This is a genomic window from Burkholderia sp. F1 (assembly GCF_050813845.1).
Lineage (GTDB): Bacteria > Pseudomonadota > Gammaproteobacteria > Burkholderiales > Burkholderiaceae > Burkholderia > Burkholderia ubonensis.
Genome location: NZ_CP172423.1, coordinates 335948 through 358304, shown reverse-complemented (window position 1 = coordinate 358304; position 22357 = coordinate 335948). Strand labels below are relative to the sequence as shown.

Genomic DNA, 22357 nt, shown 5'->3' with positions numbered 1-22357 from the left:
TACCCGGCTCAGTTGCCCAGAATGGCCGCCAGCACGGGCAGCACACGCGCCGCCCGCTCGTGGTTGATGTCGACGGACACGCTCGCCGCCGCCGGCGGCGGCGCATCCATGTGCTTCACCTTGCTGCCCATTTCGCGCCGTTCGGCCGGCTGGAAATCGGCGAACGCACGGCGCAACAGCGGCAGGCGCTCCATGAACACCTGATCGTCGAGCCCGCTCAGCCAGCCGTCGATCACGCGCCAGAGCGCATCCTGCTGCAACAGCAACAAACCGCTGCCGCGCAGCAGGCCGGTGAGCCAGCCCGTCGATTCCGCCGGCGGCGTCGCGACGGCCAGCGCGAGGCCGGCCTGTCGCGCCAGTTCCTCCGCGTCGAGACGCCGGCGATCGAACGCCTGGCGCAGCGCGAAACCGCGCACGGCGGGCGCGACCGCGTCGTCGGCGGTCAGCGCCACGAGGCAGCTCAACCAGTCGCCAAGCAGGTCGGCAGCGTCGAGCGTATCGAGTGCGGCCTGTACGTCGTCCATATGGCCAAGCAGCGCCATCGCCATCGGCTCGTCGACATGGCGCGCCGCCGCGGCGAGGCCCACGACGATGCGCTCGACCAGGCCCTCCACGATCGGCCGCAGCGCGTTGCCGTCCGTGCCGCGGACGTCGCCATAGCGCGCCACGCGAGCCAGCGGCGGCAGCGCGGCCATCAGGTGCGTCAGATCGGCGGCGACGGCCGCCTGGGTCTGCACGCAGGCGAGCAGCACCGCCACCGCCTTCGGCAGCCGGGCCAGCACGGCCTGGTCGAGCATCGCGGTCAGCGCCGGCAGCTCGGCGGCGGCCTGTGCGCGCTCGCACAGCTTGTGGGTCGCGGCGTCCTCGATCGTGTTGCCGTAGCGGCTGGCCCCGATCAGCGCAACCACCATTTCGGGATTCCAGCGCAGTTGCCACGACTCCCGGAACGTCCCCGTGCGATTGGCGTCGCCCAGCAGCGTCCCCCAGCGCACGTCGACCAGTCCGAGCCGGCGCAGCAACAGGCTGCGCTCGCGACCGCCGTCCTCGCGCAAATCGAGGTCGAGGGGCTTGATCTCCGTCGTGGGCTTCAGGCGCAGGCGCTTTTGCTGCGCCTCCAGGTCGCGCTGCAGCGGCGCGGCGGCGGCCGCTTCGGGCACCGCGCCGAGCCGTTCGCCGACCTCGAGCTTGCGACGGATGACGTTCAGCGGCTCCGGCTGGCCGTGACACAGCACCGTGAGCATCGCTTCGCGCTGCTCGGCCAGGCCCGGCAGCGGCAGGTCGCGCATGGCCGCGAGCGCGTCGGCGAGGCGCACCGTTTCGATCACGCTCGCGGATGACGCATCCAGCCCCTCGTCGCGCATCAGCCGCGCGCCTTCGGCGACCCAGCGCAGGCCGGCGCGGTCCGGGCTTTGCCACAGATGCCGATACCAGCCCGGCGATTCGACGCCCGCTCCGTAGCCGCTCGCATAGGCCAGGCGGTCGTCGCTCCAGGGCACCCAGGTCGCCTCCACCTTCGTCCTGGGCAGCCCCTTGAGCAGCGCCGCGTCGTCCTTGACGGTCGCGGGCTCGACCAGCGCGGGGACGTGCCACGCGCCGCACACGACGGCAAGGTTCTCGTAGCCGCGCTTCTGCGCTTCGCGGATGCGCGTGCGCATATGGGCTTCGCGACGCGCGTCGCGAAGTTCAGGTGCGGGCGCATGTTCGCGCAACGCGGTCATCGCTTCCTCGATCGCCGCAAACAGTTCGCCCGCGTCGCGCCGTTGCTCGATCTCGACCTCCCACCACAGCTCGTGGTCGTCGAAGCCGGCCGCGCGCGACAGCTCGCCGATCGGGTCCATTCGCCATGCAACCAGCGTGTCCGCGTCGCTGGCCTGCTCTCCGTTCGTATTCGCGAGATCGAGCGCTCCCGCGTCCTCGCGCACGTCCGCCTCCCTCTCGCGCGCCAGCGTTTCGGCGAAGCCGTGCATCGCGGGCAGGTCCATGAACCACAGCGGTATGCGTTGCGCGCACGCGTGGCGAATCGCCTGCCATTCGGGCGAGAACTCGGCGAACGGATAAAACACGCCGAGGCGCGGCGCGTCGTTCGGGTAGATCAGCAGCGCAACGGGCGGCACCATGCCCGCGTCGGCCGCGAGCGCGACGATCCCGTCCGCTTCCGGCGGGCCTTCGAGCAGCACGATATCGGGCTGCTGCGCCGCCAGGGCCGCCTGCAGCGCCCGCGCGCAGCCGGGGCCGTGGTGACGGATGCCGTAGTAGCGCACGGCCATCAGGCGACGTCCATGCAGGCGCGGTAGAAGTCCTTCCAGTCGTCGCGCTCCTTGACGACCGTCTTCAGGTACTCCATCCACACGAGCTTGTCCTGCACCGGATCCTTGACGATCGCGCCGGTCAGGCCGGCGGCGAGATCGGCGGCGCGCAGCACGCCGTCGCTGTAGTAGCCGGCCACGGCCATCCCGTGCCCCAGCACCGAAATCGCCTCGGCGGTGGACAGCGTGCCGCTGGGCGATTTCAGCCTGGTCTTGCCGTCTTCGGTCAGGCCGTTGCGCAGCTCGCGGAACACGGCCACGACGCGCCGCACTTCTTCCAGCGCCGGCTTCTCGGCCGGCAGCTCCAGCGCGCGACCCAGTTCCTCCACGCGGCGGCTGACGATGGCAACCTCCTCGTCGAAGCTGTCCGGCGTGGGGAGGATCACCGTGTTGAAGCGGCGCATCAGCGCCGACGACATCTCGTTCACGCCGCGGTCGCGGTTGTTGGCCGTCGCGATCACGTTGAAGCCGCGCTGCGCCTGCACCTCGATGCCCAGCTCGGGCACCGGCAGGGTCTTCTCCGACAGCAGCGTGATCAGCGTGTCCTGCACTTCGCTCGGCACGCGCGTCATTTCTTCCAGCCGCGCAATCTTGCCGTCGCGCATCGCGTTGAGCATCGGGCTCGGCACCAGCGCCTGTTCCGTCGGGCCTTCCGCCAGCAGGCGCGCATAGTTCCAGCCGTAGCGCAGGGCCGTCTCGTCGGTGCCGGCCGTCCCCTGAATCAGCAAGGTCGAGTTGCCGCTGATCGCGGCGGCGAGGTGTTCCGACACCCAGCTCTTGGCCGTGCCCGGCACGCCGTACAGCAACAGCGCTCGGTCCGTGGCCAGCGTCGCCACGGCGATCTCGATCAGCCGGCCGCTGCCGATGTACTTGGGCGTGACCTCGAAACCGTTGTCCAGCTTGCCGCCGATCAGGTAGGTCTTCACCGCCCACGGCGACAGCTTCCAGTTGGCCGGACGCTGGCGCTTGTCGTGCCGCGCCAGTTCAGCCAGTTCCTCGGCATATTGCACTTCGGCGTGTTTGCGCAGCACGGTGTTGAGGTTGGCCGTCATAGCGGCATCTCCTTGATCACGGTTTGTCTTGCGTGCGCGAGGGCGACGATGCCCCTCGCGCGGTCGAGATTGAAAATCGCGTCGGCGGGCGCTGCCGAGAGGCTGCCGGCGTACACGTCGACGACGGGTTCGAGCACGGCGAGATCGGCGTCCTGCACGCGCAGGAGCGCCAGCTCGATCAGGCCGGTCACGTCGTCATGCTGTCGGGTCTCGCCGGCTTCACGCCGGGCGCGCCAGGCACCGAGCGCCGCACAGGCGATGGCGCTGGCCACCGCGTTCGGCCACGGTGCGGGCATCGCCTCCAGGCCGCGGCGGGCCACGTACAGATTGCCGAGGGTCAACTGGCGGCACACCAGCTCGACACGCGCCTGCGCGCTCACCACCTGCCACAGGCGCTCCTGGTACGGTTGCAGCACGTTGGAATCGGCCAGCGAGCGCCGCAGCAGTGGTTCGGCCCAGCCGGCCTCGCCGTGGCGGCAAGCGGCAGCGGCGCAGCCCGCCAGCAGCGCGTCGGCCCATTCGTGCGCGGCCATCACGTTCAGGGCGTCGTCGGGTGTCGCCGCCGCCGATGCGGACCCGCGCACGGGCGCGATCGCCGCAACCAGCTGGCGCAGCCAGAACGCACGCTGACCTTCGCCCTGCGGCGGGTTGGCGGCGATGCCGTCCCGCTCCCAATCCTTGGGCAATTCAGCGGGAACCTCGAGCTGCAGGACCGGCTCGGCGCGTTTGCCAAGCATCGCGACCAGCCGCGATACGGCGCCGCTTGCGGCCCCGGCCGGCTGCCAGCGCAGGCAGGCGTCGGCACGCGCCTCCATGCGCTTGACCAGCGCCGATTCGGGAAGCCGCAGCAGCAGTTCGGCGGCACTCTGGCGCACGGCCTGGCTGCGGTCGTCCAGCAGGCTTTCCAGCATCGGTTCGTCGGCCGGCGACAAGCCGTGCTGCAACACGGCCACGAACGCCTGGCGCTGCTCGGCCTTTTCCTTGGGCAGCACGGCCTTCAACGCGTCGCGCGCGCGGGCGGCATCGCGGCGACGCAGCGCAGTCAGCGCGCGCACGCGCGCCGCCGTGTCGCCCTCTTCCCACGCTTGCAGCAAGGTCGCCTCGTCGTCGGCCGGGGCCTGTCTGGCGGCCAGCAGCGCCTGCCACTCGGGATGCTGCGAGGCCAGCCAATGCCCGCGCCGCCCGATGACGGGCCACCACACGCCGAACCGTGCCGGCCTCGCGAACACGGACGGCAGGAGCGCATGCGGAAGGCGCCGGTTCGCGCGCGTCATGCGCGCCACCAGCCATTCGGCCAGCCCGCCAAGCTCGCCCGCAATGGCCGACGTCAGAATGGGGCCTAACGTGACCGGCGTTTCCGGCACCGGGTCCGGCCCGGCTGCCGGTTGGGCCGTGGCCGAAGCAGGCACACGGCCGGCAGCGCCATAGACGGCCATGCAGCCGGCCTGCAACAGAAGGCGTCGTTCCGGGCCGGCGGCGGGCAGTTGCCCGTCGATCCCGGCAACCGTCGAGACGTCCGCGCCCACATTGGCGGTGCCGATCAGGGCGGTGCGGATGAGCGCTTGCATCATTGCACCTCCGTCAGGACCTGATACCGCCCGTCCGCATACAGGCCCAGCGGGCGCACCGCCTGCCCGTCCCATTCCACGGCGACAGCGTGCGGCGCACCGCCGGCGATCGCGGCCCACAGCCACTGATCGCGCCCGGCCAGCGGCAGTGCATCGCCATCGGCGCCGACCACCCGCCACTGCCCGTTCTCAAAAGCGGGCACGCACGCATCGAGCACGGTCGCCATGCGTTCATGCCACGGGTTGAGCGCCAGCAAGGTGGCCGCCGCATCGAGCAACTGCCGATGCGTGCGGACCAACGGGAAGGCGCCCGGCGCGGCCGCGGGCGTCGCGACGCCCTTGAGCATCGCGCGCAGCGAGCCGGCGCCCGGCCAGAACGCCAGCTCGCCTTCGAACGCGGTGCCGGGCAACCACGACGCGGCAAAGGGCTGGTTGCCCGCGGCGAATTGCAGCAGCAGCGCATGACGCCCGCTGCGCGCGCCGATCAGCCAGCTGCGCTGCACGCGCACCCGCTCGTCGGCTTCGATGTGCTGGCCGATCACCTGCCAGCAGTCGTGTTGCGTGTCGCCGTGCGCCAGCACCTCGTCTTCCCGCAGCGAATAGCCGATCAGCTGGCGCAGTTGCTGTTGCAACGGCGGATCGAGCTGCTCGATGCGCTCATACGCGCGCACGGCCAACGACAGGCGGCCCAGTTCGGCCAGCAGCAGTTCCGGCCAGTCGGGACGACTGCCGGGCAGATCGGCCAGCGCCCGCACGCGCGCGGCGAGGCCGCTCGCCTGTGCATCGACCAGGCGCGCCGCCGCCTGCTCCCAGAGACCGGGCCCTTCGGAGGGCAGGCGCGCCAGGCCGTTGCGGACCAGATCCTCGAGCCACACCTGCAGCGCCGCCAGGCCGTCGCGCACGCGCTGGTCGCGCTTTTCCGCCCGCTTCTGCTGGGCCGCGTCGTCGACGGGTGCGTCCGCTTTGGCGGTCGCGCGCGCCTCCTTCCTTGCGGCATTGTCGGCGCGCTTGTCGAGCCAGCTGGTGACCCATTCCGGCTCGTCCGTCTCGTCCGTCTCGGCAACGGCGTCCGGCTGATTGGCGGCCAGCACCAGCAGACCGAGTGCATGCTTGCAGGGGAACTTGAAGCTGGGACACGAGCACTTGCTGGCGAAGTCGGCCAGGTCCACGCGCACCTGGTAGGGATTCTTGCCGCTGCCCTGGCATTCGCCCCAGATTGCCCGGGCGTTGCGCCCCAGGAGCGGCCATTGTTTCGGCTGAGCCAGTTTCTTGCCGTTCGAGGCCGACCCGCTGTCGGGCGCAAGCGCAAGAACCTGCTGTTCGGTTAGCTGCATAGGGGCCGCTATGAGAGTGACGTGCAGTGATGTGCGGGGGATGAAGTCGCTGCCTTCGGATGGTTCGATGCGGGATGCTTCGATTCGAGCCGCATCGAATTCAGTGATGTCCTCGACCTGGCCCGAGTATATCCGAGCGGGCTGCCCTGCCGGTCGAGCATGGCCCGGCGGACGCAGGGTGTGGCGGGCCACGTTTGTTCGAATGGTCCTATTCGGCAATCGAACGAATGACCGTCGCCGGATTTCCACCGACAAGCGTATTCGGGGGAACGTCCTTGGTGACGACGGAGCCCGCGCCGACAACCGAGTTTTCGCCCACCGTCACGCCACCGATGATCGTCGCGCCGGCTCCGATCCAGACGTTTTTTTCGATCACGATGGGCTTTGCGACCACGAACGCGCGCCGCTGCGAAGGTTCGATGGGGTGACCGGTCGTGATGAGGCTCACGTTCGGTCCGATCATCACGTCGTCGGCAATATCGAGCCCGCCAAGGTCGTAAAAAGTGCAGTTCTGGTTGACGAAAACATTGCGGCCGACGCTGATATCGACCCCGCCGGCCGTATAGAACGGCGGGATCAATAAAACGCTGTCGTCCACCTTCTTGCCGATGAGTTCGCTGAACAAAGCCCGAGCTTCATCCGCATCGTTGAACGTCAAACGGTTAAGACTGGCCGTGATCGCCATCGCTCGTTTGACGTTCGCCAACATGGCGGCCGATTCCGGCGTTCTCCTGGGAATTATCTTGGTGCGCTCATCGTTCGCCATTCGTTGTTTTCTCCGTGTGCGGTCGAACCCGCGTTCGGCGCGTGACGTCCGCACCGGGGGGCTGCAGCATCTGGGCGCGCGTTGTCGTGCCGACCTGTGTCGAGGGTCTCGCTGAACTGACCTCAAGCCAGTTGCTTGTGAAAGAAAGTCGTCGCGCAATACCTGCCATCCGGCATCAGCGCGTAATTGGGCACGTCCCCGACCCGTTGCCACCCTGCACGCTCATACAGTCTCGCCGCATCGCTGCCGGTCACGGTGTCGAGCACGAGAACGGCCTTGCCCGCCGCCCGGGCCGCGTCATCCGCCGCGGCCATCAGACGCGCGCCGACGCCCTGGCGTCTTGCATCGCGATGGACCAGCATCTTGGCGATGTCGGCGCGATGCGGCTGGTTTTCGGGCAATGCGGTGATCAGTTGCACGGTGCCGACGACTCGGCCGTCAGCGCGCTCCGCAACGAGCAGGATCCGCTCGCCGCGAATGACACCGTCGGCGACCTGCCGCCAGAACCGCGCGGCGGTATCCCGCGAGATCGGCAACATGAAGCTGACGGATGCGCCGCCCTCGACGCAGTCGATAAGCACGTCGGACAACGCGTCGACATAGGTCGTCACCTCGTCGCCGCTCACGCGCCGGATGGTTATCGATTCGGTCAATTTCTGCTCCGGGATGCGTCGGCGGACAGGTTGCACAGCGCGACAAGATAGCGGGCCGGACGAGCCGACGTGTTGCGATAGCCGATCGGACGGTCCAGCTTCATCGCCATGCAGTCGCCCGTTTCGAGCTGCCATTGCCGGTCGCCATAGGTGAGCTCCATGACGCCGTCGATGACCCAGATCTGCTGATGGATGTCCGCATCGCGCATCGCTGTTTCGTATGCCACCTGCTGTCCCGGCGGAAACTCGACTTCCACCAGCTGAATCGGCGACCACGCGGGCGGCGACAGGTTGCGCCGCACGTAGCCCGACTCGGGATCGGTCCACCGCGATTGATCGCGCAACGATGAACGCGGCGACAGCTCGGTGGCGGATTCGGATGCCACCGGCTCGAACAGCGAAGCCACCGACACGCCGAGCGCCGTCGCCAGCTTGTCGAGCACGACGGCGGTCGGGCTGCTTTGCCCGCGCTCGATCAGCGAAATATTCGAGCGGCTGACCGAGCTCCGCTCAGCAAGGGCGTCAAGCGACCAACCCCTGGCGTCGCGAAGTTCGCGAATGCGTTGCGCGATTCGGGTGTGAATGTCCATGTCATCCAGTTTTATGGATTGTACCTCCAGTAAACTAGATTGCGGAATGGACCTTGTCAATGAGGCCGATGGCCGGATCTCCATGCCGGCGCAACCGACGCGCGCCCGGGCACGTTACGGGCTCGTGTAGTATTTGCCGTCATGCTTTCCCGGTCCATTTCGTCTCCACAAGGATTCCCGATGTCAGAAACCGCGCCGATCTTCAACCGCGTCCTGCTCACCAACGACGATGGATACGATGCACCGGGCCTGAAGATACTCGAACAGGCCGTCGCGACACTGGCGCGAGAAATCTGGGTCGTCGCGCCCGCCGAGGATCAAAGCGGCACGTCTCACTCGCTGAGTCTTCATGAGCCGCTCAGGGTCCATCACAAAGGCGAACGACGCTTCGCGGTCCGGGGCACGCCGGGTGATTGCGTCGCCGTGGCAGTCGGCCATCTGATGGGAGACGCCAGGCCCGATCTGGTGCTGTCCGGCGTGAATCGCGGCGCGAACCTCGGCACCGAAACGGTCTTCTCGGGAACGGTCGGCGCGGCGATGACGAGCATGCTGCTCGGCGTTCCGGCAATCGCGTTGAGCCAGGCGTTTACCGATCGCAATGCCGTTCCATGGAATACGGCGCTGGAACACGCGCCGAACGTCATTCGTCAGCTCGCCGCGCTCGGCTGGGAGCGCGACGCGTGCCTCAACGTGAACTTCCCCGCGATTCCGGCAAAAGACGTCGGACCGATCAGGATGACGAGCCAGGGCGCCGGCGTCCTTCAGGGTGTCGAGGTGGTTGCGCGCCGCGACCCGCGCGAGCTCGACTACTATTGGCTCAAATTGAGCAGAGCGCCGCGCGAGGATGCGGCGGATTCGGAAACCGCTTCGCTCAACGCCGGACACGTCACCGTCACGCCGCTAAAGTTCGAGCGGACCCATGAACATGCCCTGTCCGGCCTGCGTTCCCGCCACCTCGATTTGATTCGGCATTGACTGGGTTCCGTACGTAGCAGAGCCTCGCTCGGTCGCGCGATCGGAGAAGTACTGAACCAGGAATTGCCCGCGGCGGAGCAGCGCAGCCGCCTGCACGGCGGACGGCGAACAGCACAGGTCATGTTTGACCGCGACAGCCAGCGCATGTCGCACCAACCGCAAATCGCCGCCGTTCTTCGCTCGACGGAGGATGGTGGCGAGCAGCAAGGGCGAGAGCCGATCCTGTTCATTCGGCGTGAGCGCGTCGAACTGCCGCCGCCACGCAAGTGTTTCGGCCGTGTCGTCGATGAGATCGATCAGGGCGGCCGCCGCGCCCCGATAACGCCGATCCGCGGACAAGGAATCGGGTGGCGTGGCGCCGCCTCGCAAGGCCAACGAGCACAGGAATCCCATGACATAGTTTGCGTGATATGACGTCACGAGCGCATATTGCCTCTGCTCGTCACCCGTCAGCTTGTCGCATTCGGCCGCAACGAAGCTATAGCCGGGCAGAAACCCCCGTTCGTCCGCCACGGCGGTGAGCCGCCGAAACGCGAATACGGCCGCGGGGCTCCATGGCAGACCGAGCATCGGCCAGGTCATCAGCACCTCCGCCACGAGATCCAGGTCGTCGGTGTCGAGCGCGAACGCAAGCGCGGTCTCGGCATCGAGGACAATCGCGGACGACTTGCGGGGCAGCCTCGGACGGCGATCGCCAAAATCCGTCGCGTACATCAGCGAATGCGTGAACGCATAAACGTCGAACCGGCTCGAACCGAACGCATCGAGCGCCCGGCCCAGCATCGATTGAACGAGAATCGACCGCTCGCCGTGATCGGGTCGATGCGCGGCGCCCCACAGGCGGGCAAGCCACTGCTGTTCCAGCTGCCGATGCGGCAGCCGTTCGGGACCCACCACCGCGCCGCTGGCGTGGCACAGCGAAAGCAGATGGTCGAGCTTCGCATCCGGGTAACCCAGGCGGCCGAGAATGATGTGCGCGACCGCATGTTCCAGCGCCCGTCCCGGATCGACGCATAGTGCGCTCGCCACATGCTCGCTCCTCGCGAAGCGATTGATCTGGCCGATGACGGCGTCGACGCGTTCCGATATTCGCCGCTCGTGATTTGCCGCCCCTTTCGCGCATAAAACGAGCATCGCGGATTCCGCGACGATCTTGTCGCGGAAGGTTGTCTGAAAACCAGGAATACCCGGATCGTCTCCGCGCGAAGGGCGCGCCTCGTCAATCGACGCAAGCATCCGCGCGGCAATGTGAAGGGCGTTGAGGACTCGCCCGGCCAGGTCGGGCGAGTCCGATCGATCCGTCATCCGTGTTGCGCTCCTCGTCGAAGGCGAACGTGCGCTCGCATCGTTCGAGTTTTCTATTCCCGCTCGGACACGCGCTCGACGAATTGCTGTTGATACGGTTCGGGCGGGATGCAGATATCGAACACCCGCCAGTTGATCACCAGCCCGATCGCGTCGCCGGTGGCGGCCGCTCGCGGACCAAACTTGGCAATGATGCGTCCCAGCGCTTCAAAGTCGATTGCATTGCTTTCGGCAAGCGCGCTGACCACTTCCGACTGCAGCTCGGTTCGCTTCGTCATATCACCTCCGATCTATGCTGATGGCCGATCTCGCGGCGGCAAAAATTGCCGACTCAAATATCGCGTAGACAGGGAGTACGAGCCATTAGGACTGTCTGCAGAGGGTGTGTTTTTCTTCCGCGATGCCGCAAGCTTCATTGCATGGAATTTTCCACGGAATTATTCACTCGGCCTTTCCTTATCGTTCTCGCCGAAGTTTTATCGACAGAGCAGACGGAATTAAAAATAGGCGATCCCTCAACGAATGCAAGCCGATTCGAACACGGCGAGCGGCCTGGCCACGATCAATCATTTGAAACCGATATTTCAGTAAACCCTTGGCTAAAACACCCCCGGAATTCGCATGCGGCTATCCGGCCGATTCACGAAACACGCCGGCCGCGCCAGTCACGAAAGTACGAGCACCTTCAACTGGCTGGGCGACGTGCCCGCGCCGCTGGCATTGCCGGTGTTCTGCTGCGTCGGGTCGGTCATCCGGGTGACCGGGCTGCCGGACAGGATCACCTTGCCCGAGCCCTGCGGATTGCGGGACGTCCCCCCTACCGTTCCCGACGCGACGCCGCCCATCGCCCCGCCTGCGTCGCCGCTCGACGACGGAATGACCGTCGCGGCATTGTGAGCGGGGCCGCCGACCAGGATCACGTTCGGAACATTCGGCACCGCGCCGGCACGCTGCGCCTCGTTCTGATACGGGACAGGCGCGCCCGCCGGCGGCGTCAGGTTGACGCTCATCGCCATGTTCTTGCCGTCCGCGCTCGAATTCGCAAACATGAATACGTCCTCCTAACCGAGATGGATCTGTCCGGCATCGATCTTCGACAGCTGCTCGGACGTGATCAACGTGTTGTTCGCATGCAGCCGCATGGTCCCGGTCGCCGCGTGATCGACATGCGACGCGCGCAGGTGCTCGACGGTTTCCACCGTGCGGAAGCTGCTGCGGCAGGATTGGGCGACGCGGTCCATCACCATCTCCAGGATCCTGCCGATCAGCCGGATCTTGCCGACCCGGCCATGGAATTCCGCGCTCGTCATCGTCGCCCGCTCGGACGACAGCGACGCCTCCTGCGCCGACATCGCGAGCTGCGCCGTCTTGATCGACACATGCTCGCCGCTTCGCAGCAGGAGCGCATCGCGGCTCTTCACGCAAACGTCCCGCGTCGACTCCAGCACGAGGTCGCCGTCGACGACGATGTGCACGCCGTCCGCGTCCGGACGCTCGAGGATCGCGGTCACGTACGTCACATACGCGCCTCGCTCGTCCGCTCGCGAAATCGCGACGCGATCGCCGGGCCGGGGTTCGACAAGGCAACTGAATGCGCGCCGGCAATGCAGCTTCGCGCCGTCGCATGCCGCGACGAGCCGCCCGCCGGGCAGTACGTCGACGATCGTGGCCACCGTTTCCGGCGTCGCGGGCGAAACGCCGGCGCGCCGTTCTGCGACTGTTGAATGCATCTTCCCTCCTTCGATTCAAGACGGTTCGAACACGTAACGCCTACCGATCGTCGCGCTCGCCGCGTTCATCCCGGTGCCGCGACCACGCCTGCGCGTCGGCCAACGCCTGATCGCGTTCGATCGCGCCGGGATGCGCGCGCCACGCGATATCGGGCGAAATCGCCCCATGAAAACCGGTCCGTGCGAAGCACGCGTCGTCGAATTCGGCCCCGGTCAGGTTCGCGTAAGAGAAATCCGAACCCTCGAGGCTCGTCCGCGAAAAGCGCGCGCCGTTGCATTGCGCGTGCTGAAGCACGGCCCGGTCCAGTTTCGCGCCGCTGAAATCGACGTTCCGGATATCCGCCTGAACCCAGATGCTGTCGCTCAACGCGGCGTCGCGGCAGGCCGCGCCCTGCCCGTCGGCCTCGTAGAAAATGCTGAACGGCGCATCGACGCCGTCGAGCCGCGCCCCCGACAGCTTCGCGCCGTGGAAATTGCAGTACGCCAGATTGGCGGCGGTGAAATCGACATCACGGAGATCCGCGCGGACGAACTGGCAGCGATGCATTCGCTGGCCGCGCATCCGCTGGCCGACCAGCGTGGATTCGGCGAAGACCGTGTCATGGAACGTCGCATCGGTCAGCCGCAATTGCGTCAGGTCGAGCTGGTAGAAAACCGCCTTGCGCACCTCGGCCCGCGCGAAATCGGCGCCCGCGAGCCGCGTCTCGCAGAACACGGCGGCTTGGATCCGCCCGTCATGAAACCGGCAATCGCTCAGGTCGCTCCCGATGCAGCTGAAGCCGTCCGCCCGCGCGCCGCTGAAATCCGTGCCGGCGGCGCGCGTCGCATTCATCACGCAGCCGTTCAGATTGCCTTGCGCGACGCAGACGTCGTCAAGGCTGCATTGCTCGAACACGCAGTTCGACAGGTCCGCCTGCGTCAGGTCGACGCGTTGAAACCGGCATCCGTTGAACACGGCTTCGCCGAACCGCGCGCGCGTCATGCCGGCATTGACGAAGCTGACGCGCTCGAACACGCCCCCGGAGAAATCCAGCGCGTCGTGGTGCGCCGAATCGATCACGATATCCCGGATGACCCGACCCTGACGGATCGCTTCATGCAACTGCGCTGCGCTCGCTCTCATCTGCCGGACTCCGCCAATGGATACCGCATGGCCTTGTTGAGGTAAGCCTCGTCCCAGCGCGTGTCGTCGTCGGCCAGGATCTGCGCGAGGTTCGCGCGAAACAGGTTGGCCCGGCGCAGATCGGCGCCGTCCAGCGTCGCCCGCCGCATGAATGCGCCGATGAGGTCGGCGTCGCGAAGGTCGGCTTGCGTGAAATCGGTTCGCACGAGATTGCTCCCTTCGACTTTCGCGCCGCGCAGACGGGCGGCGCTCAGGCGTGCGTCGGTGAAGTCGCAGTTGCCGATGTGCGCGCCGCTGAAATCCGCGCCGTCGAGATTCGTTTCGCGGAAATTGACTTCATTCAGCATCGCGCACGAGAAATCGGCGCCGCCAAGGTCGCAGTGCTGGATGAAGCAGGCCTTGACCACGCGCGCACGATCGAAGCGAAGCTGCCCGTTCGCCTGCGTGTCGACGATCCCGAATCCTTCGATATCGGCGGCCGAGAACCGGACATCGACGATCGGACAGTTCATCAGCAGCATCTTGCGGATCGTCGCGCCCGAGAAATCCACGTCGTCGAAGGACTGCTCGATGAAAATCAGGTTGCGCAGCGTCGCGTGACTGAAGTCGACCGCGTGGAAGCGGCATTCGCTGAATCGCGTGTTGACCAGCACGCCGCCGTTCAATCTGCAAGCGCGCCATTGAACGCGCTCGACGATGCAATCGCTCAGGTTGACCCCGGCGAAATCCGTCCGGTCGCAAGCCGCGAGCGACAGGTTTGCGCCGGTCAGGTCCGCATCGCGGAACATCGTCCGGTTCAGGTTGGCGCGCACCAGCACGGCATGGTTCAAAGCCGCGCCCATCAGGTCGGTGTCGCTCAGATCGGCGTTTTCGAGCATCGCGCCGGAAAGCCTTGCGCCGCGCAGGTCCATCCCGGAAAGATCGACGCCGGTGAGGTCGGCGCCCTCCAGCGATTGTCCTGCAGCGACAGCCGCGGCGATTCGTTCGCGATGCTGTCGCGACGCGGCCATACTCAACCGATCCGGCGCATCCTGATGATGCGCGGACTGCAGGTACAGATTGCGCAGGCTTGCATCCGCGTCGTGCTGCATTTGCTGCATGCGTGAGCGGTCTGTCAGTCCGGCTCCATCATCCGGCGCGGCAATGCGTTCCGGCGGACCGCGCCGCGCCGCCTTTGCGATTGCTTCGTTCGCCGAAGCTTCCTCTCGCAAATTTTCCAGACGGGCGCGCTGCACTTCGGCCTCCGCCTCCTGACGCTCGACGAACTCGACCAGTTGGTCAAGGCGCGGTTCCTCGACCTGGCCGGCTTCCGGGAAAGCGCTCAGCTTGTCTTTCAGGATCTGCTGCCTCACGCTTTGCGACGCCGCGCCGGACACCCCCGGGAACCCGGGCGACAGATAACGCTCGGGCAGCAAATCCTGATCGCGCAGCGCATAGAGCGCGGCCTTCTCGTGCCGGGTTCGCCAGTCGATCACCTGGCGATACCAGTCGGCCGGCCTCGGCTGCCCGCTCGCATCCGCGCCGAACAGCAGCGCCTCCACGTCGCTCGCGTCGAATTCCCGCACCGTCGTGACGCCGTGGTAGATCATCAGCACGCGTTCGCGGTGCGGGATGAACCATGCGGTCGTCAGGCGCATCGGGATTTCCTCGGGCGCGTCGCTGCCCGCGCGCACGATGAACGAGCGCGCGCGCAGCGCCGGCAGGCGCCCGGTCAGCAACGCGTGGTCGGGATGCAGGTGCACCAGTTCGTAGGCCGCGCCGTCAGGCCATTCGTCCTGTTCGATCCATTGCTGATCGACCGGCGCGATGTTGAAGTAGCGCGGATCGAGCGAGCGCGGAAAGCCCGGGAAATCCTCCTCCAGCCATTGCCGGTCGTGTTCGCCGTACAGGCTCGCCCGCTGCGGCCACGCGGCGTCGATCGGGCAGAAGCCCGCCGGCGCGGGACGCTGGTCACGGAAGCGCATCGGGTCGTGCGGAGATTCGATGTTCGGCAGAAGGTGCGCGGCGGCGTCCGGCGTCGCGACGCCCCGGCCGCGCGGGTTGTCGGCATGGCCCGCGCCGCCGTACGCGAGATCCCAATCGAGCTTCAGGCGCTCGAACGGCCGCGGCGCTGTGATGCGCGAGCCGTCCCAGTGCCGGTCGCCGGATACCCGCAGCCGCTTCTCGACGCCGTTGAGGTGGACGCCGACCTCGCAGGCCCCACCGCCACGCGCGTCGGCGTATTTGCCGTATGCGTAGCCGGCGACGAGAAACTCCGGATGCGCTTTCGGCAACGCCATGTCGAGCGTGTAGCCGCCCAGTTCCTCGCCGGCCAGACTCCAGAGTTCCGTGTCCATCAGCAATTGCGGAGCGTCGCCCAATGTCGCGATCATCATCGCCGCGATGCCGAGATGCTCTTCGCCGCGCTTCCGGTAGAGGCGTGTCAGCGGACTGAGCCTGAGTGGTTTGATGATTTTCATTCGAAGTACTGATGCTGGTGGGAGGTTTCGGTCAAATCTCTATCTTGATTCCCCCGATCTCGCCGACCTTACATTGGGTTCTGGAAACCGATATACCCGTAATGTTGATGCTCGCCCCGGTCGTCGAAATACTCGCCCCGGTCGCCGAAATGCCGCAACCCTTCGTGTCGACACTCGTCCCCGTATGTCCGGTACTGAATCCGGTGAAGCTCTCGGACGCGCCGGTCAACGAAACGCTGTTCGACTTCATCGAGAAGGCCGTTCCATTGACCTCCGACCGCGCGTCCCCACTGGTGACCTTCACCGTATCGCCGACGTGAACGCCCTGCGTATCGCCGAACACCACGGAAGTGGACGCCCCCTGTACGGTACTCACCGATGCCGTCGCAAAAGGGCTCGTGAGTATGGCGATGATTTCCTGCAGCCGACTCGCGACGTTCGCGGCGAGCCCCTGGGGCGCGCTCGCCAATTGAAACTGACGCTGCTGCTTCAGCGGCTGATATTGCTGCTGCCGCTGTTGTTGCTGTTGCTGCTGCTGGAACGCGGGCTGCTGCCCCGCCGACGCGCCGCGCGCCGCGCCCCCGCGCCGCAGGATGTCGACCAGCCGGTCCAGCGGCGACTTCGTGGACGACACCGGCGGCAATTCGAGCCCCACCAGCGTCAAATGCTTGCGCCCGACGGCCTTCGTCGCATCCCGTTCAACCGACACGTCGTAATTGCGCTGCGCATGCAGCTTGACCTGCTCTTCACCGGGCTTGTCCTCGAAGCGCAGCATGTTCGCCTGCTCGCCGCTGCCGGCGGGCGTGCGGCTCAGCATCCCGCTTTGCGTCGCATGGTCCGGCAGCGGCCACGGCGGCATGTGCAGCGCGTTGAACACCTGCCCGGTCACGATCGGCCGGTCCGGGTCGCCGTTCTCGAAGTCGACGATCACCTCCGAGCCGACGCGCGGGATATGGATGCCGCCGAAGCTGTTCCCCGCCCACGCGTACGACACCCGCACCCAGCACGACGAGCTCTGGTCGCGCACCGGCGAGCGGTCCCAGTGGAATTTCAGCTTCACGCGCCCGTACTGGTCCGTCCAGATGTCCTGCCCTTGCGGCCCGGTCACGACCGCCGTCTGCGGCCCGCGCGTGCGCGGCCGCGGCACCGTGCGCGGCGGCCGGAACACCGTGGTCGAAGGCTGCACGACGAACGACGTGCCGATCCGGAATTCGCCCGGCCCCGTCGCGCCGACCGTTTCCACGGCTTCGAAGGACGCGCCGAGCACCAGATACTCCCGGTTCGCGCCACTGTGCGGGCAACCCTCCAGCGTGAACGTGGTGCCGCACACGACGTCGCGCACGTTGCCACTGCCCGCCGCGCGCTCCCCTTGCGCGCGCACTTCCTCCATCCGCACCCGCGCGAAATGCTCGCCGTGCGCCGGGTCCGCATAGTCGCCCGGCCACTCGTAGCGCTCGAGCCCGTTGTGCGCAGTGTCCTGCGGCAACGCGTTCTCGACGCCGAGCCGCGCGTTCGGCTTTTCGAAATCGAAGTCGTTCGTGGTCCAGCGGCCGGACTGGATGCGCTCCGTCGTGTTGAACGCGTCGACATGCTCCATGTCGATCTTGTGCCCCGGCGGGTAGTACCGCAGCGTGTGGTACGCGGCGCTGTCGACCGGCTTGTGCGCGCCCAGGTGATCGACGAGCACCATCCGGTGCACCGTGTTCGAATGCTCGAAGAACCAGTAGATGCCATGCTCCTGCATCAGCCGCTGGATGAACGCGAAATCCGTCTCGCCGTACTGCACCTGGTAGACGAGCTTCGGATACCGGCCGCTCAGCCGCTTGTCATAGGAATACGAATACGCTTTCAGCACCTCGTCGATGATCTCGTCGACGGTCTTGTTCTGGAAGATCCGGTAGTCCGAGCGCTGGTCGGCGAGGGTGATCCACGGCTGCATCGTCAGGCGGTAGCGGCACTGCCGGTTCAGTTGCCCTTCGAAGCTCGCGCCGGTCACGATGCCGCTGATCTCGCGCTTGCCCTGCCCGATATGGGCAGCGCCGGAAATCCCCGGCATCCCGGGCACGAACGAGCCCATGCCGTCGAGCTGCACGGTCACGGTCAGCGCCTTGCCGATCATCGCCTTCAGGTCGAGGTTGGCGGCCTGCTCTTCCGGCATCGTCAGGTCGGGCGGCGTCAGGCAGTCGAGCGTGTACGCGTAGATCTCCGACAACGCTTCGTTGCCGTGGATCGCGCTCAACTGCAGCGCGGGGTCGCCGACGGGCGTCGTCGGCAGTGCGGGGCCGCCGACCATCACGGTGCGTACGGCAGGAACATTCGGCATGACGGAATCCCTCCAGAAACGGGTTCAAGCGGTGAAGCGCGCCGAAGTGCGCGCGGCGTGTCCCGGTGCGGTCATGGCGCATCGCCGGCCCATAGCGCGAGCAGTTCCGCGGGAATCGCATGCACCAGTTCCGCATAGCGCTTCCCGATCAGGTGCTCGGCACGCCTGAGCAGCACCGGAACCGGGCTGCTCGGCTCGTGCTGCTCGAACCACAGGCGCGCGTCGCGGATCAATTCGGCCGCGGCGACGCGATCCGGCGGCGTCCCGCGCACGCCGGGGCGCACGGCATCCGCAACGCCGTCGGCGGGCGCCGGCCACGCTTCATCCGGCTGCGCGCCGCCCGCATCCTGCATCGGCGGCGCGTCGTCGGGCGCCGCCTCCAGCGCCGCGTCCGCCGCGCGCGCTTGCCGTCCCGCGACGAGCCGCAGCAACGCGTCGAGCGCCGACAGGTCGGGCGCATACGCGTCGAGGTGGTCGCGACTCCATGCGTCGATCGCGGCGACGCTCGCGAGCGCGTCGTCGAAGCCCGCAAGCGCGGCCGGCTGCTGCGCGCGCAATTCGTCGAGCTGGCGCAGCACCGAATCCGGCGCCAGCGCGTCGGCCGCGCGCGGCTGCGCGAACGCGCGCTCGACGTCGCGCACCTGCAGGCGGATCGCGGTCGACCGGGCGAGCGTGATCTCGCGCATGTCCGCGAGCAGGCCGTCGGGGTCGGTCAGCGCCTGCAGCGCATTCATCCGGATCTCCAGTGCGGCGTCGCGGTCGGCGTCGACGCCCGGCTGCGGGTGAATCCCGTCCGCAAACGCGGCCAGCCAGCCGGCCAGCAGACCCGCGCCTTCCGCGAGGCCCGCCGCGCCGCCGAGCCGGGTGCGGCAGCGGGTGAACAGGATCGCGACGCGCATGTCCTTGCTGCGCATCATCAGCCGCCGGCAGTCGCGCTCGATGTCGTTCCAGTTCACCGGTTCCGGCGAGCCGACGAAGTCGCCGTACTGGGCTTCCGCGCGCGGCGCGACCTTCGCGGCCAGCACAACGAACTCGGGATCGTATTCAAGGTCCGCGCCGCAAGGCGCAGCGGGATCGACCGGCGCCATCCAGTCGTGCGTGTTCGGCGTGCGCGCGGCGGCGGATCGGCCGGCGTGGGTTCGGTTGTGGCTCATTGTGTGAGTTCCTGCGCGGTGGAATCGGGCGGGCCGCCGTGGCGGGCGAACTGGTCCGCATACCGCTCGGGCTCGAAACGCATGCCCGTCACGGGCTCGCCGGAGGGCGAGCGCCCGAGCCACCCGGACCAGCCGAGCTGCTGCGGCCCGCCGATCACGGCCGGCGGCGCACCGTTCGGCCGGATGCGCAGCTCCAGCTCCCATTCGAATTCGTAGCCGACGAACGCCCGCACCCATTCGACGAGCTGCGGCAAGTCCTCGCCCTGCGGCGTGAAGCGCAGGTAATCGGCAATGTCGAGCGGCCCGACGACGAGGCGGAACTTGTGCTGACGGTCCGGCACGAGCTCGCCGAGCAGCGCGCCTTCGGCCATCGTCGACGCGCTGCCCGGCCTGCCCAGGCGGCTGTGCTCGAGCGGGTCGACCGCGATCCAGTGCAGCACGTTCTCCTCGAGCGCGACCGGCACGCCGAAGTACCGCTCGAGCGTCATGCGCAGGCCGTCCGGATTGCGCGCCTCGCGCACCAGGTGCGGCGACGCCGACAGGCGCGCATGCGCGGGCAGCGGGCGGCGGCCGATCTCGCCGGCGTCCTGGCCGGTGAGGCACGCGACGTAGAACGAGAACCGTTCGTCGCCGGGCCGGTCGAGGCCGGCCGCCGCCTGCGCCGACGCCCACGCGCGATACAGCAGCGTCAGGTAGCGATGGTGGAAGATGTCGAGGAAATTGCAGAGCGTCGGATCGCGACGGCTCTCCTCGCGATCGCGCGCGATCTCCGTCACGTGGATCGGCAACGGCCCGTTCGGCCCGAGCATGCCGAGGCCGAACAGGCGCACCCGGATGCGCCCGCCCGCGTCGCCGACGCTCGCGATCTCGCGCGGCGAGAACGCGAGGCTCGGCTGCTGGCCGAGCCGGAACGGCTCCGCCCGCGGGCGCTTCGCGGTGCCGACCGGATCGATGCGCGGGTCCGCGCCGATGCGCCGCAGCAGCGACAGGAAGCCGTAGCGCCACGGCTCGGCCCGCAGGCGCGCGCGCAACTGCGGCGACAGCGCGGCTTCGGCCATGGCAGGCGCGTCGTTCCGGGGCATCGCGCGCATCGTCATGCCCCTCCCCGCGCGCCCATGCGCACCGGCCAGCGGGCGATGCGGCCGCGCTGCACCGAGTGCAGCTCGGTCTGCGTGAAGACGTTGATCGACACGTGCCGCGCCAGATAGTGTTCGAGCACCACGCCGAACAGGTACGGGCTCACGCCGGAAAACCCCGGCTCGTCGACGGTCAGCGCGCATTCGATCCCGCGCCCGAACACGAGCGGCCCCGCGCCGGGCAGCTTGCGGGTCACCGGCCGCGTCTTCACGCCGATCAGACTCTCGATCTGCCGCCGGTTGTCGGCCTCGTCGCCGGCCACGAACAGCCGCAGCAGGTCGCGCAGGCCCTGGCCGCCGGGCCGGTGGTCGAGCTCCTCGAGCGGCAGGTAGTTGAAGTTGAGCTGGCGGATCAGCCGCCACGCCATCTCGCGCTCCGCGAACGGCGGCTTCGGCACGCTCGGCGCGCGGATCAGCCCGACGCTTTCGAGCGGCGCGGATTCGGCCACCGTCAGGTCGTTCACGCCGTCGCGCGGCACGAGGCTCGGCAGGTCGCGGTTCGTCACCAGCGCGTCGACCGACAGGTAGCGGATGTCCTCGCCATAGGGTGCTTCGTTCTGGTCGACGAGCGACACGAACATCTCGGTGCCGACGTAGGGCGTGCGCGTGCCGTAGCGGCGCGCCGAATCCGACGCGAGCCGGCTTTCGCGGCGCGTCGAGAAATAGCGGCCGTGATTGCGCTCGTCGTCGTTCAGCGTCTGGTACAGCGGCCGGAACTCGAGCTCGGCCGAGGTCGCCGCGACCTGTCCGTACATCGCGTCGACCGAATACACCTCGTAGTCGAGCGGCGCGAGCCGCGCCGGCACCAGATGGAATTCGGTCTGCCCGGACGACAGCTCGATGCGGTCCAGGTGGCGCGGAAACAGGTTGATCACCGGCGTGCAGAACAGCGCGAAGCGCGATGCATCGACGACGTTCGCGAGCCGCTCGGGCGACTGGTCGAGCAGCACGACGATCTCGACCTCCGGCCCGGTCACGCGGCGCAGGCCCTCCTCGAGCCCCGTCAGCGCGAAGAAATAGAACCGCGACGGGCACGCGAAGTACTCGTGCAGCAGGTTGTGCCCGTGAAACTTCGACCACGTGAGCGGCAGCAGGCCCTGGTCCGCGCCGAGCCCTTCGTGGACGACCGCATCGGCCGTCACCGCGGCAAGCGGCCGCCCCGGCGTCGCGAATTCGCCCGGCGCGCCGGTGATCGTCGCGATGCCGCCCGCGTGCAGCAGCTCGAACAGGTGCGACGCGACCTGGTCGTCGCCCGCCAGATACAGCGGCAGGCGGTCGAGCCCCTTCAGGTCGGCGATGCGGGCGTTGCCGGTCGTGCGCAGCCGCAGGCGCAGCGCGCCGCGCACCTGCGTGCCGGCCGGCACGTAGCGGTCGAGCGCCGGGATGTCGGGCGGAATCCCGGTCAGCCGCGCGTCGGCGATTTCCAGCGGATAGAGCACCACGTCCTGGCTGCTGCGGAACTGGCAGGCGGTCTTCTCGCCGGCCGGCACGCGCGCGGCGAACGCGGTGCCGCGCGCGATCGGAAAGCCGTCCGCGAGATTGCCTTCGGTGTGGCTCGGATACAGGCGCGCGACCGACATCGACGGCGTGGGCGCCACGTAGTTCGGATACAGCACTTCGAGCAGCCGGCCCGTGAAGCGCGGGAACTCCGCGTCGAGCTTGATCTGCATGCGCGCGGCCATGAAGCAGAACGACTCGATCAGCCGCTCGACATACGGGTCGGCCACTTCGCCTGCCTGCATGCCGAGCCGCCGCGCGATCTTCGGGTGCGCGCGCGCGAACTCGGTCGCGAGCTCGCGCATATAGATCAGTTCCTGGTTGTAGTAGTCGAGCAGTCGCGGATCCACTGGATAGCCTCGTTGGTCGTTCCGTCGGTCGGGTCG

Annotated in this window: 18 protein-coding genes; 1 reads left to right on the top strand and 17 read right to left on the bottom strand. The window is 67.7% G+C overall.

Translation table 11 applies throughout. From position 1 onward, the window contains the following. Positions 1-8: 8 nt before the first annotated feature. The 7 genes from ACFIMZ_RS35840 to ACFIMZ_RS35810 form a co-directional block, all read right to left on the bottom strand. Positions 9-2267, bottom strand: a complete 2259-nt coding sequence (locus ACFIMZ_RS35840) for a DUF5682 family protein (protein ID WP_431825989.1) — start codon at positions 2265-2267, stop codon at positions 9-11. Continuing rightward, positions 2267-3358, bottom strand: coding sequence for an ATP-binding protein (locus ACFIMZ_RS35835; protein WP_431825988.1), 1092 nt, complete (start codon positions 3356-3358; stop codon positions 2267-2269). Before ACFIMZ_RS35835 ends, ACFIMZ_RS35840 begins: the two co-directional genes overlap by 1 nt. Further along, positions 3355-4929, bottom strand: coding sequence for a DUF5691 domain-containing protein (locus ACFIMZ_RS35830; protein WP_431825987.1), 1575 nt, complete (start codon positions 4927-4929; stop codon positions 3355-3357). Before ACFIMZ_RS35830 ends, ACFIMZ_RS35835 begins: the two co-directional genes overlap by 4 nt. Continuing rightward, positions 4926-6452: an SWIM zinc finger family protein gene (locus tag ACFIMZ_RS35825; RefSeq protein ID WP_431825986.1), complete on the bottom strand. Its 1527-nt coding sequence runs from the start codon at positions 6450-6452 to the stop codon at positions 4926-4928. Before ACFIMZ_RS35825 ends, ACFIMZ_RS35830 begins: the two co-directional genes overlap by 4 nt. A 16-nt stretch (positions 6453-6468) precedes the next feature. Next, positions 6469-7026 (bottom strand): sugar O-acetyltransferase, encoded by a 558-nt coding sequence (locus ACFIMZ_RS35820; RefSeq protein ID WP_431825985.1) that lies wholly within the window; start codon positions 7024-7026, stop codon positions 6469-6471. A 122-nt stretch (positions 7027-7148) separates the two neighbouring features. Continuing rightward, positions 7149-7679 carry an N-acetyltransferase family protein gene (locus ACFIMZ_RS35815; protein WP_431825984.1) on the bottom strand — a complete coding sequence of 177 codons (531 nt, stop codon included), beginning with the start codon at positions 7677-7679 and terminating at the stop codon, positions 7149-7151. Next, on the bottom strand, positions 7676-8269 hold the full coding sequence (locus ACFIMZ_RS35810; protein ID WP_431826039.1) for a helix-turn-helix domain-containing protein: 594 nt from the start codon (positions 8267-8269) through the stop codon (positions 7676-7678). Before ACFIMZ_RS35810 ends, ACFIMZ_RS35815 begins: the two co-directional genes overlap by 4 nt. 180 nt (positions 8270-8449) lie before the next feature. Between ACFIMZ_RS35810 and surE the strand changes: the two genes are divergently transcribed. Then, a complete protein-coding gene (gene surE / locus ACFIMZ_RS35805; protein WP_431825983.1) occupies positions 8450-9244 on the top strand; it encodes a 5'/3'-nucleotidase SurE in 795 nt (264 codons plus the stop codon). Here the strand turns inward: surE and ACFIMZ_RS35800 are convergent. The 10 genes from ACFIMZ_RS35800 to tssF form a co-directional block, all read right to left on the bottom strand. Then, positions 9170-10549: a DUF6895 family protein gene (locus ACFIMZ_RS35800; RefSeq protein ID WP_431825982.1), complete on the bottom strand. Its 1380-nt coding sequence runs from the start codon at positions 10547-10549 to the stop codon at positions 9170-9172. The two genes, surE and ACFIMZ_RS35800, sit on opposite strands and share 75 nt — an antisense overlap. Positions 10550-10602: 53 nt before the next feature. Next, complete coding sequence (locus tag ACFIMZ_RS35795; RefSeq protein ID WP_431825981.1) at positions 10603-10827, bottom strand: hypothetical protein; 225 nt, start codon at positions 10825-10827, stop codon at positions 10603-10605. A gap of 387 nt (positions 10828-11214) precedes the next feature. Next, on the bottom strand, positions 11215-11598 hold the full coding sequence (locus ACFIMZ_RS35790) for a DUF4150 domain-containing protein (RefSeq protein WP_431825980.1): 384 nt from the start codon (positions 11596-11598) through the stop codon (positions 11215-11217). A 12-nt stretch (positions 11599-11610) separates the two neighbouring features. Then, positions 11611-12279, bottom strand: a complete 669-nt coding sequence (locus tag ACFIMZ_RS35785) for a DUF3540 domain-containing protein (protein WP_431825979.1) — start codon at positions 12277-12279, stop codon at positions 11611-11613. 40 nt (positions 12280-12319) lie between these two features. Continuing rightward, a complete protein-coding gene (locus ACFIMZ_RS35780) occupies positions 12320-13402 on the bottom strand; it encodes a pentapeptide repeat-containing protein (RefSeq protein ID WP_431825978.1) in 1083 nt (360 codons plus the stop codon). Further along, positions 13399-15861, bottom strand: a complete 2463-nt coding sequence (locus tag ACFIMZ_RS35775; protein ID WP_431825977.1) for a DUF2169 domain-containing protein — start codon at positions 15859-15861, stop codon at positions 13399-13401. Before ACFIMZ_RS35775 ends, ACFIMZ_RS35780 begins: the two co-directional genes overlap by 4 nt. Positions 15862-15892: 31 nt before the next feature. Beyond that, positions 15893-18184, bottom strand: coding sequence for a type VI secretion system Vgr family protein (locus tag ACFIMZ_RS35770; protein ID WP_431825976.1), 2292 nt, complete (start codon positions 18182-18184; stop codon positions 15893-15895). A 71-nt stretch (positions 18185-18255) separates the two neighbouring features. Then, positions 18256-19272: an ImpA family type VI secretion system protein gene (locus ACFIMZ_RS35765; RefSeq protein WP_431826038.1), complete on the bottom strand. Its 1017-nt coding sequence runs from the start codon at positions 19270-19272 to the stop codon at positions 18256-18258. A gap of 62 nt (positions 19273-19334) precedes the next feature. Next, complete coding sequence (tssG, locus tag ACFIMZ_RS35760; RefSeq protein ID WP_431825975.1) at positions 19335-20420, bottom strand: type VI secretion system baseplate subunit TssG; 1086 nt, start codon at positions 20418-20420, stop codon at positions 19335-19337. A gap of 11 nt (positions 20421-20431) precedes the next feature. Beyond that, positions 20432-22321: a type VI secretion system baseplate subunit TssF gene (gene tssF, locus ACFIMZ_RS35755; protein ID WP_431825974.1), complete on the bottom strand. Its 1890-nt coding sequence runs from the start codon at positions 22319-22321 to the stop codon at positions 20432-20434. Positions 22322-22357 lie beyond the last annotated feature (36 nt).

Coding starts and splice junctions, on each gene's coding strand:
- ACFIMZ_RS35820 (WP_431825985.1), bottom strand. CDS start 7,026: ATGGCGAACGATGAGCGCACCAAGATAATTCCCAGGAGAACGCCGGAA.
- ACFIMZ_RS35810 (WP_431826039.1), bottom strand. CDS start 8,269: ATGGACATTCACACCCGAATCGCGCAACGCATTCGCGAACTTCGCGAC.
- ACFIMZ_RS35775 (WP_431825977.1), bottom strand. CDS start 15,861: ATGAAAATCATCAAACCACTCAGGCTCAGTCCGCTGACACGCCTCTAC.
- surE (WP_431825983.1), top strand. CDS start 8,450: ATGTCAGAAACCGCGCCGATCTTCAACCGCGTCCTGCTCACCAACGAC.
- ACFIMZ_RS35765 (WP_431826038.1), bottom strand. CDS start 19,272: ATGGCGCCGGTCGATCCCGCTGCGCCTTGCGGCGCGGACCTTGAATAC.
- ACFIMZ_RS35785 (WP_431825979.1), bottom strand. CDS start 12,279: ATGCATTCAACAGTCGCAGAACGGCGCGCCGGCGTTTCGCCCGCGACG.
- ACFIMZ_RS35780 (WP_431825978.1), bottom strand. CDS start 13,402: ATGAGAGCGAGCGCAGCGCAGTTGCATGAAGCGATCCGTCAGGGTCGG.
- ACFIMZ_RS35830 (WP_431825987.1), bottom strand. CDS start 4,929: ATGATGCAAGCGCTCATCCGCACCGCCCTGATCGGCACCGCCAATGTG.
- ACFIMZ_RS35770 (WP_431825976.1), bottom strand. CDS start 18,184: ATGCCGAATGTTCCTGCCGTACGCACCGTGATGGTCGGCGGCCCCGCA.
- ACFIMZ_RS35795 (WP_431825981.1), bottom strand. CDS start 10,827: ATGACGAAGCGAACCGAGCTGCAGTCGGAAGTGGTCAGCGCGCTTGCC.
- tssG (WP_431825975.1), bottom strand. CDS start 20,420: ATGCCCCGGAACGACGCGCCTGCCATGGCCGAAGCCGCGCTGTCGCCG.
- ACFIMZ_RS35790 (WP_431825980.1), bottom strand. CDS start 11,598: ATGTTTGCGAATTCGAGCGCGGACGGCAAGAACATGGCGATGAGCGTC.
- ACFIMZ_RS35800 (WP_431825982.1), bottom strand. CDS start 10,549: ATGACGGATCGATCGGACTCGCCCGACCTGGCCGGGCGAGTCCTCAAC.
- ACFIMZ_RS35835 (WP_431825988.1), bottom strand. CDS start 3,358: ATGACGGCCAACCTCAACACCGTGCTGCGCAAACACGCCGAAGTGCAA.
- ACFIMZ_RS35840 (WP_431825989.1), bottom strand. CDS start 2,267: ATGGCCGTGCGCTACTACGGCATCCGTCACCACGGCCCCGGCTGCGCG.